This is a genomic window from Vibrio sp. 1-2 (7-a), from assembly GCF_013048515.1.
GTDB lineage: Bacteria > Pseudomonadota > Gammaproteobacteria > Enterobacterales > Vibrionaceae > Vibrio > Vibrio diabolicus.
Window position 1 is genome coordinate 485,337 of record NZ_VHSQ01000003.1, and the last position, 9,096, is coordinate 494,432.

General features: G+C 42.6%; 9 protein-coding genes, 1 tRNA gene and 1 rRNA gene. 3 read left to right on the forward strand and 8 right to left on the reverse strand.

Going from position 1 to position 9,096, the window contains the following annotated elements; all coding sequences use genetic code 11:
- Positions 1-195 precede the first annotated feature (195 nt).
- The 3 genes from FKN08_RS12435 to FKN08_RS12445 form a co-directional block, all read right to left on the reverse strand.
- A complete protein-coding gene (locus tag FKN08_RS12435; protein ID WP_005393533.1) occupies positions 196-1,569 on the reverse strand; it encodes a sensor histidine kinase in 1,374 nt (457 codons plus the stop codon).
- Positions 1,569-2,234, reverse strand: coding sequence for a response regulator transcription factor (locus FKN08_RS12440; RefSeq protein ID WP_046873911.1), 666 nt, complete (start codon positions 2,232-2,234; stop codon positions 1,569-1,571). The genes FKN08_RS12435 and FKN08_RS12440 overlap by 1 nt, the downstream gene beginning before the upstream one ends.
- Before the next feature lie 70 nt (positions 2,235-2,304).
- Positions 2,305-3,258 (reverse strand): L-lactate dehydrogenase, encoded by a 954-nt coding sequence (locus tag FKN08_RS12445; RefSeq protein WP_170892239.1) that lies wholly within the window; start codon positions 3,256-3,258, stop codon positions 2,305-2,307.
- 237 nt (positions 3,259-3,495) lie between these two features.
- Here FKN08_RS12445 and FKN08_RS12450 point away from each other — a divergent pair, with 237 nt between their 5' ends.
- Positions 3,496-4,206 carry a glycerophosphodiester phosphodiesterase family protein gene (locus tag FKN08_RS12450; RefSeq protein ID WP_047008154.1) on the forward strand — a complete coding sequence of 237 codons (711 nt, stop codon included), beginning with the start codon at positions 3,496-3,498 and terminating at the stop codon, positions 4,204-4,206.
- Between the two features lie 35 nt (positions 4,207-4,241).
- Here the strand turns inward: FKN08_RS12450 and FKN08_RS12455 are convergent, their stop codons facing one another.
- A complete protein-coding gene (locus tag FKN08_RS12455) occupies positions 4,242-4,724 on the reverse strand; it encodes a L,D-transpeptidase family protein (protein ID WP_047007949.1) in 483 nt (160 codons plus the stop codon).
- 289 nt (positions 4,725-5,013) lie between these two features.
- Between FKN08_RS12455 and FKN08_RS12460 the strand changes: the two genes are divergently transcribed.
- Entirely contained in the window at positions 5,014-6,009 is a 996-nt protein-coding gene (locus FKN08_RS12460) for a 2-hydroxyacid dehydrogenase (RefSeq protein ID WP_170892240.1), read from the forward strand.
- 85 nt (positions 6,010-6,094) lie between these two features.
- On the forward strand, positions 6,095-6,451 hold the full coding sequence (locus tag FKN08_RS12465) for a YibL family ribosome-associated protein (RefSeq protein WP_005374274.1): 357 nt from the start codon (positions 6,095-6,097) through the stop codon (positions 6,449-6,451).
- Between the two features lie 156 nt (positions 6,452-6,607).
- On the opposite strand, the gene FKN08_RS12470 is transcribed toward FKN08_RS12465, so the two are convergent.
- From FKN08_RS12470 to rrf, 4 genes are all read right to left on the reverse strand, one after another.
- The gene (locus FKN08_RS12470; RefSeq protein ID WP_074189713.1) at positions 6,608-7,639 is read right to left on the reverse strand and encodes a cytosolic protein; all 1,032 of its coding nucleotides are present in this window, start codon (positions 7,637-7,639) and stop codon (positions 6,608-6,610) included.
- 103 nt (positions 7,640-7,742) lie between these two features.
- Complete coding sequence (locus FKN08_RS12475) at positions 7,743-8,504, reverse strand: cytosolic protein (RefSeq protein ID WP_170892241.1); 762 nt, start codon at positions 8,502-8,504, stop codon at positions 7,743-7,745.
- A 277-nt stretch (positions 8,505-8,781) separates the two neighbouring features.
- Positions 8,782-8,872 (reverse strand) — tRNA-Ser (locus FKN08_RS12480).
- A 101-nt stretch (positions 8,873-8,973) separates the two neighbouring features.
- A 5S ribosomal RNA gene (gene rrf / locus FKN08_RS12485) occupies positions 8,974-9,090 on the reverse strand.
- Positions 9,091-9,096: the final 6 nt, after the last annotated feature.

The window sequence follows — 9,096 nt, forward strand, 5'->3', positions numbered from 1 at the left end:
CGATTATTATTTTTCGGGTCACATGCTTGTTGAATGCGATTCCCTCTTAATTATTTCGCGGGTGAATATAAGTGATAAGTATTACCATTTGCATTAAATTTACATTCTTTGCATTTGCAAACTTTTGTAAAGTACTCTCTGATGATGAGCCACAATAACGTGATAAATATCACAGTTAATAAGACTTAACCATACTTACTGCTTGAACACCAAAGTAACACTCAGACCTCCTTGTTCACGATTTTTCGCCGTAACGGATCCACCCATAATGCGCATGGATTCTTTGACAATCGCGAGACCTAAACCATAGCCGCCAAGCTTCTTATCTCTTGATGCATCTAAGCGAGTAAACGGGTCAAAAATATCGACCAACTTGTTCTCTGGAATACCTGGCCCATTGTCGGATACAGACATGGAAATCAATTGCTGCCCATCTTTGACATGATTAGCCAGAGAAACTTCTATCTGAGATGCTTGCCCTGAATATTTGATGGCATTTCCAACAAGGTTATTCAAACAACGAATGATGAGCGTTTCTTCGCAAAAAGCTTTGGCGCATGTTGCTTCTGAACGGAATGACAATGTTTGTTCTGGTTTTAAATCGATTTTGCACCGCTCTACTTGCGGTGCGAGCAACACCTCTAAATCACGGCGTTTCGCACCTTTGTCGAAACGCGCATTTTCCAAGCGACTGAACTCCAAGATATCGCTTATCAAATGGTTTAGCTCTTTAGCTTCGTCTTCTAGCCTGGTCACCAAGCTTTGCTCGTTCTCCCCAACTCGCTTCCGCAAAAGGTGTAGAACTAAATTCTGTCTTGCTAACGGCGTTCGGAGCTCGTGGGAGACATCTCTTATAAGCAATCGCTGCTTTTCGGCAAGAGAATGAATTTGCTGTGTCATGTGGTCGAAGTCTTGCGCCAGCTCGTTAAACTCGCGCGTATTCGATTTTAACTCTTTCACCACACTGACATTAAAGTCACCGTTAGATAGCTTTTTGCTTGCTTCTCTTAAGCGATCAAGCGGCTGTTGTAAGTTGCGTGCCATTAGCAATGAGAACAACGCCAAAATAACTACCGCAATCACCACTTTGAGAATAGAGAAATATAAAATGAAGTCATGTGCGGGATGCAGTCGATGTGGCAGTTGAATCACCAAGCTATTATCTTTTACCAAAGGGATATTGATAATCGGGCGATTTACCTTTCCCTCAAGTTGATCATCAATACTTCTTTTAAATTGAAGTTTGAACTCGAAGTGTGGATGCATTAAACGGTGAGTGACGGGTTGCTGGTGCTCATTCAGCACAAACAGATAAAAGTTTTGCGCGTTCGCCCAATCCGCAAGTTCGTCCATATCTCCGTGCTCAATCAGCACATTGGCTTGATGTGCAAGATCGAGCATTTCTTCTCGCACACTGTCCGGCACTTTTAGCATTGCTTTCACGAGAGCTTGCTCCGCCATTGCTTGTACGACCAAAATACTTATCACAATTGCAGTCATATAACTAAACAACTTAAACGCTAAGCTGTCTTTACGTTTCGCGATAAAAGGTGGGCACGTGAGCTTCATTAATTGTTTACAGCCTCTAGGTAGCTGTAACCTTTGCCACGGAAGGTTTTGATATGTTGCTTAGAGAGCCCTGCTTCTACTAGCTTGCGACGTATATTACTGATGTGCATATCAAGGTTGCGGTCAAAAGGGCTTAGCTCTTTCTTTAATACTTCGGTTTGGAGTTCCGCTTTTGAAATCACCACACCTTGGTTTTTGACTAAATAGCTTAGTAATTCGGCTTCCGTGCTTGTGAGTGGTAAGCTATTGAGCTGATCACTGATCGTTTGAACGGTACTGCACATCGCCTGACGTTGGCGCTCTAAACCAACACGACGAAGAATCGCTTTGATGCGCATCAGAAGCTCAGCAACATTAAAAGGCTTTCCTATGTACTGATCGGCTCCGGCTTGGTAGCCATCAAGCATCGAGTTTTCATCATTAAGAGCAGTAAGCATTAGAATAGGTGTCGCGAAGCGTTGACAGATTCTACGGGCAACCTGCATGCCGTTAAGGTTTGGTAACATGACATCAAGCAGTACAAGATCTACCGGCGTTTTCTCCATATATTGCAAAGCACTTTCACCGCAATGTACAGAAGAGACAATATAGCCCTCCTCTTGCAAAACTGCTTCTAATAGCTCACACAAAGGAACGTCATCATCCACTATCAAAACTCGAGACATTACCACTCACCATTCAAATAAAAATGGTTCGCATTCTATTACTCATTTACAAATTAAACAACTACACATCCTAGGGCTTTAGCTTCGTCTGCTTAGCGACATTTTCCACGATGTGTTTTAAATGGGTGCTGATCGTTTTTAATGTGACAAGCTCCTCTTCAGTGAAGGGATGCATCAGAACTGAATTTGCTCCGCTTTTTCCAATAACCGTAGGCAGGCTGAGAACAACATCATGCAAACCATATTGCCCCGACATCATCGTACCGACGGGCAACACCGAACGTTCGTTAATCGTCACAGCTTGAATGATTCGAAAGACACTGGCGGCAATGCCATGAACGGTGTTCTGCTTACGCCGAAAGATTTCGTATCCCGCCTGTTTCACCGCCTCAAGAAGTGCGTGCGGATCAATTCTCTCAATGTTATGGGTATCGCAGTAATAGTCGGCCGGTTGCCCAGCGATAGAAATTAAGCTCTTAGGAGTAAAGCAATGGCTACCATGCTCTCCTAATACATAACCAAACACGTTCTTCGGGTCTAGGTCTACACGGCCAGCAACAATACTCATTAAACGAGCGGTATCAACTACACAGCCACTGCTAATAACTTTACTCGGCTCAAAACCGGTGTTGGTGACAATAAAGTGCGCCACGATATCGCATGGGTTTGACACAACAATCAACACCGCATTTGGCGCTACGCGTTCTATTTGACGCGCAATATCAACTCCAATTTGAGCATTAACCTCAGCAATATCTAAACGAGTTTGTCCTTGTTTAATCTGCGTACCAGCGGTGATAACAACAAGCGAGGCTTCGAGTAAATCTAAGTAATCATCCGACGGCATAATGCGTGTGTTTTTTGAAAAAGTCAGTGCCATCGTGTGACGAAAATCAAACACTTCACCCTCGGCACGTTCTAAATTTTTATCAAGTAGAACAAGCTCACTAAAACCACCCAGAGTGAGTAAGTAATTACACACCCCCACACCGACAGCCCCTGCACCAATAACACCGATCTTCATATTTCTCTCCCGATAACCATGATGCACTCGCAACTACCTTGCTCTTTAAAAATGAGCGGCAGGAGAATAAAAGTCCAACTTTGGTTCATGATTCGACAGGAGTGCTTCCAACGACCTACCTTGACGAATGGGCGATTTGGCTTTTATTAAGACGATCTGACAACATGCACCTTGAGGTATATCTTCAAAGCAAAAAACGAGTACAATCTGCTCAACACAAAGCAGAAGATGAAGAACATGGAAACATTAGTAATTGGTCATCGTGGTGTTGCTGGCTCATACCCAGAAAATACAAAAGTGAGCGTTCAGGCCGCCATTGACCTCGGATTAAATTGGGTTGAAGTTGATGTACAACCGACCAAAGATAATGTTTTAGTGGTTTGCCATGATCACACCATAAATCGATGCAGTAATGGACAAGGGCGTGTCGATGAACTGACTCTGGAAGAGTTAAAGGCGTTGGATTTTGGTAGCTGGTTCAGCGCAGATTTTTCAGGTGAGAAAATCATGACATTAGATGAGCTGCTCACTTTAGCTACTGAGCACAAGCTTAACTTGAATATTGAAGTTAAGGTAGATCGCCACCCAATAGAAGAAGTGGCACAAGCTCTCGCCAACGTACTAGCAAAAAGTCCCATGCCGCAAGAGAAGGTACTACTCTCCAGTTTTAGTCATGATGTCATTAGAGCGCTGCATAAATACTGCAATGAGTATCGATTAGGTGTATTGAGTGAATTCTTAACGAGAAAAGATAAACGCCTTTTGGAAGAAGTTAACGCCTATAGCTGCAACCTAAACATTAACTGGGTTCGCTCGCGCCAAATAAACAAACTCCAGCAGGCGGGTTACAAAGTGATGTGTTATACAGTGAACAATCCAAACAAACTGAAGTACCTACCTCAGTTAGACGGTATATTCAGTGATCATCCACAACGCTTTATGCCATAGCACATACCACCTTGAGCTTCAGAGGCACCATTTCGTTACCACTCAATCTGAATTGGTGTCCCCATATCTACAAGCTGGATAAACTCATCCATCTCTTCATTGGTAATCGCAATACACCCATTGGTCCAATCAAAGCTTTGGATATAAATCGGCAACTGACTCTCACCGTTTTTTAAACCATGAATTTTGATGTTCCCTCCTGGGGACACACCTCGGCGCTTCGCTTCCAACGTATCAATCGCATCAGGGTAGCTAATATGCACAGAACGATAAAAAGCCGAGTCTTCTATGACGTAATCTAAGGTGTATTCGCCCTCAGGTGTACGATTGTCTCCCTCTTCTTGTTTATGCCCTTTAGGGTTCACTCCTAAAGCAATGCGGTATTCTTTTAGTATTGTGCCTTGTTCCATTAAATACATTCGACGCTTTGACTTGTCGACTTTAACAAGATCTACAGCTGCATGGACGCTAGAAGCCAATACGCAACACAAGAACATAGAGCACCATTTTACTGACATTGCCGGAACGCCTAACCTAACTAAAGTGAACAAGAAAAGAGCGATTATGCTAGTTAGTTAGCGCCCGTAAAGCAAACAGTATCTAGAGTAAAACCTGTATTACCCCAGAAGCTAATGTGATGAACGCACAAGTGCAGAATCGTAAGATAATACTCATTGAAAGGCGTGATCGTTATCGTTGTTTGATATGGCAAAAGTTAAAGAGAAGATTTCTCTATTCATTCCGGCGAAGTTGCATTACTTTATAAGTATATTTATTTATAAAGTCCGCACTTTTTGAGAGGGAACCATGATTAATATTGCTTTTTTTAGTGCAAAATCCTACGACGAGGCCTCTTTTAATAAAATTAAAAATAACCGAGATTTTGAATTCCACTATCACGACTTCCGGCTAACCGAAAAAACCGCCAAAATGGCACATGGTTGCGATGTCGTGTGTGCTTTCGTCAATGATGACCTTTCAGCTCCCGTTCTTAAACAGCTTTCTCTAGGCGGAACTAAGCTTATTGCCATGCGCTGCGCGGGTTTTGATAAAGTGGACCAACAAGCTGCTAAAGAACTTGGCTTACAAGTAGTTCGAGTTCCAGCTTACTCACCAGAGGCGGTGGCAGAGCACACAGTCGGTTTGATGATGTGCCTAAATCGTCGCCTCCACAAAGCCTACCAACGTACACGTGACGCCAACTTCTCGCTAGAGGGCCTAGTTGGCTTTAACTTTTACGGAAAAACCGTTGGTGTCATTGGTACAGGTAAGATTGGTATCGCGACGATGCGTATCTTCAAAGGGCTTGGCATGGAGCTGCTTTGCTATGATCCTTACGAAAATCCATTAGCACTAGAAATGGGAGCGCGTTACTGTTCGCTTGAAGAAATCTACGCTAGTGCGGATATTATCTCTCTCCATTGTCCAATGAGTGAAGAAAACTATCACCTATTGAACGAAAAAGCCTTCGCACAAATGAAAGATGGTGTGATGATCATTAACACTAGTCGAGGCGAGTTGCTGGATTCACTAGCGGCGATAGAAGCCTTGAAACAAGGTAAGATTGGCGCGCTTGGTCTAGACGTGTATGACAATGAAAAAGACTTGTTCTTCCAAGATAAATCTAACGATGTCATCGTAGACGATGTTTTCCGTCGCTTATCGGCTTGTCATAACGTGCTGTTTACTGGCCACCAAGCATTCTTGACTCACGAAGCACTTAATAATATTGCCTCTGTGACGCTTGATAACGTCAAAGCCTTCTTCTCTGGTAACGTATCGGGCAATGAACTGATTAACTAAAGCCAGACAATCGAGAAGTATAGTAGAGCGTGTGATCTCAGCTATGCTATACTTCTCGACTATTTAAAATTTGAGCCAAATTACCATGAGCATAAAAACTGATATTCAAAAGCTGCACAACCGTTTAGATACATGCCAACGTAAACTTGATGCGGCACGTTCTCGTGGTGATCACGAAATGATTACAAAGTTCACGGATGAAGTAGAACAGCTAACCAAAAAGCTTAACCAGTTAAAGCATAAGCAAAACTATGAGCTGAACAAAGAACGTAAAAGCTTACTTGATATGCCATTCTCTCGTGAAATCACCAAAGCAGAACAAGCGGACATCGGCAAACTGAAAAAACGCGTACGCGGCTTAGTAATCGTTCACCCACTAACAAAAGTTGGTAAAGAGCTTCGCCTCGATGTCATGACAGGCTTTGCGCCAAAAGAGTTTTAAACTCATATTAATACTCGTTGAGCCTAAGCATTTGCTTGGGCTTTTTATTTTGTACTGCTTCATTAAATTTCATCGAAATATCAACCCATAAGCTCTTAAAAAGGCCAGCGACAAAAGCCACTGACCAAATTCAAAATGCCAGTCTGCATTACTCGCCTACGACAGTTGCTGCAACTTGTGCTCCACAACGGGGTCATTCGGAACTAACTGCTGAGCCACTTCCAAAAGTTGTACTGCATCTTGCGGATTGTCATGCTCATGCTTCATCGCAATATCAACAAGTGGCTGAATATCGATTTGCGCTTGATGCTCCTTCACATGTTCTTTCTTTTCTTCAATTAGTACATTATGAGCGGTACTCAGTAGGCTCAAACGATGTTGTGAACTCGCATTCGCCTTGTTAAGGCACTGATAGTAATCTTCTTTTAATCGCAGCGTTTTAGTCTGATGACGAAACTGCGCTATATCTATCTTCTGATAACGTATAAAGTCTACAGCCACTTGCTTATAAAAACCGAATTTATTCAAATACGTCGCGTGGGTACCATGTCCCATACCGAAGACTCTCAAGTGAGTGAGCTCTGGGTAGCGTTTGGCGTGAAGGCGGTCGATTTCATTGGTTGGATCATAAATGATGTAACCTTTTGCATCTCCAAGGTCGAGGTCGTGGTACTTTCCTTCCCAATCAAATTGTTGGGCAAGTTCAGTACTTGGCCTGTCATCCCATGGCACTAGCACTTTGTTTTTTGTACTGACCGGGTGAAACATCAATACTTGATCCAACTTTAATAGATTGGAAAAAGCGCCAATAGCAAAACCACCGCGGCTAAGGCCATAACCTAAACGGCATTCAAAAGGCTCAAGTAATGTCGATAACTGCTCTAGAAAGAAAATCAAATTACGGCTGCGAAACCAGTTACTTTTCCCAAGGTGCTGAAAAGAAATAATATTTACTTTTTGTTTCTGGGCTAAGCGATAGCCCCAAGGCGCAAAGTCTGAGTGTAAGTCCTGTACTTGTAGATTCGTACCAGCAGGGGAAAAGGTGAACAACAGTGGTTTATTTCGGTCGACAAACTCATACTTAACAAACACATCATCAAGTAAGTCCTCCCCGGACATCGGTAGCCTGGTTTGCTGTTCTTCACGAGAAAGAGCCAGCCATTCATCCAACCAGTACAGTAACTTCATTAATCCTCCATCTAAATTGCGCCTAGCAATTGTGTTAAAAATCTAGTTTTTAGTGTGTGATCATCTCCCCCTGGTTACAGGGGACTCTGATATCAGTCCTCTTTTAAAACAAAGCGTGAATTTGCTTATTAAATTGGTCAATATCTATGGTTTGATGACGAACAAACTCCTTCGCCACCAGATTAAAAAATTCTAATTTATCTAATTGTGTGGATTGAGTGCCGTGCCCCATACCGACGACTTTTAAATGAGTTAGCTCTGGGTAACGTTCAGCATGAAGACGATCAATACGATTGGTGGGGTCATAAATAATGTAACCCTTGGCATTGCCCAAATCTCGATCATGGTAGCCGCTTTCCCAATCGAACTGTTGAGCAAGCTCAGTGCTGGGCCGATCATCCCATGGCACTAACGCTTTATTTTTTGTGCTAACAGGATAAAACAACAAAAGATGATCCAACTTCAGTAAGTCAGCGAATGCGCCAATAGCAAAACCACCTCGGCTCTGCCCATAACCCAAACGACATTTGAAGGGCTTAAGCAACTCAGACAACTGCTCCAGAAAGAAAATCAAATTCCGGCTACGGAACCAATTGCTTTTACCTAAATGTTGAAAGGCAATAATATTTACTTGTTGTTGTATTCCGAGGTCGTAGCCCCAAGGAGAAAAATCCGGAGTTAAGTCTTGTACCTGAGCATCAGTACCGGAAGGAGAAAATGTGAACAACAATGGCTTGTTAAGATCGACGAATTCATACTTCACAAAAACATCATCAAGTAAATCGTAGCCAGAAATTGGTAAAGCAGCATTTTGCTCTTTTTGAGTAAGCGCTTGCCATTCATCTAACCAGTAAAGTAGCTTCATTTTTTCTCCAAGTACATCAGCAGTATTTAGACTGAAACTCTATCAAAATGCTTTTAAGCATCCCACGTTGAGACTTAACAAAGCTCTACTTAAAGCCCAAATGACCTATGGAAATGTCTTCGATTGAAGATATTACTGCGTAAACTACACCCAAAGTGAGTACGCTAAAGAACTTAGAGAAAGGGCCGGAGAAAAGCCAATTAGAAGTTTTCGATAACAGCTGTTAAAAAACAGCAGATACAAAAAAACCGCTGTAAGAACAGCGGTTTTTTAAAGGTGGCGGAGAGATAGGGATTTGAACCCTAGATACGCTATTAACGTATGCCGGTTTTCAAGACCGGTGCTTTCAACCACTCAGCCATCTCTCCACAAATTGTCACTAAAACTTAGTCTTATACTATCGATGCTAATTTTTAGTTTTGCCTTCAGTTATCTTAATTAAAAAGAAAACTTGAAAGCGATATTTAAAGCCTGGCGATGTCCTACTCTCACATGGGGAAGCCCCACACTACCATCGGCGCTATTTCGTTTCACTTCTGAGTTCGGCATGGAAATCAGGTGGGTCCAAAACGCTATGGTCGCCAAGCAAATT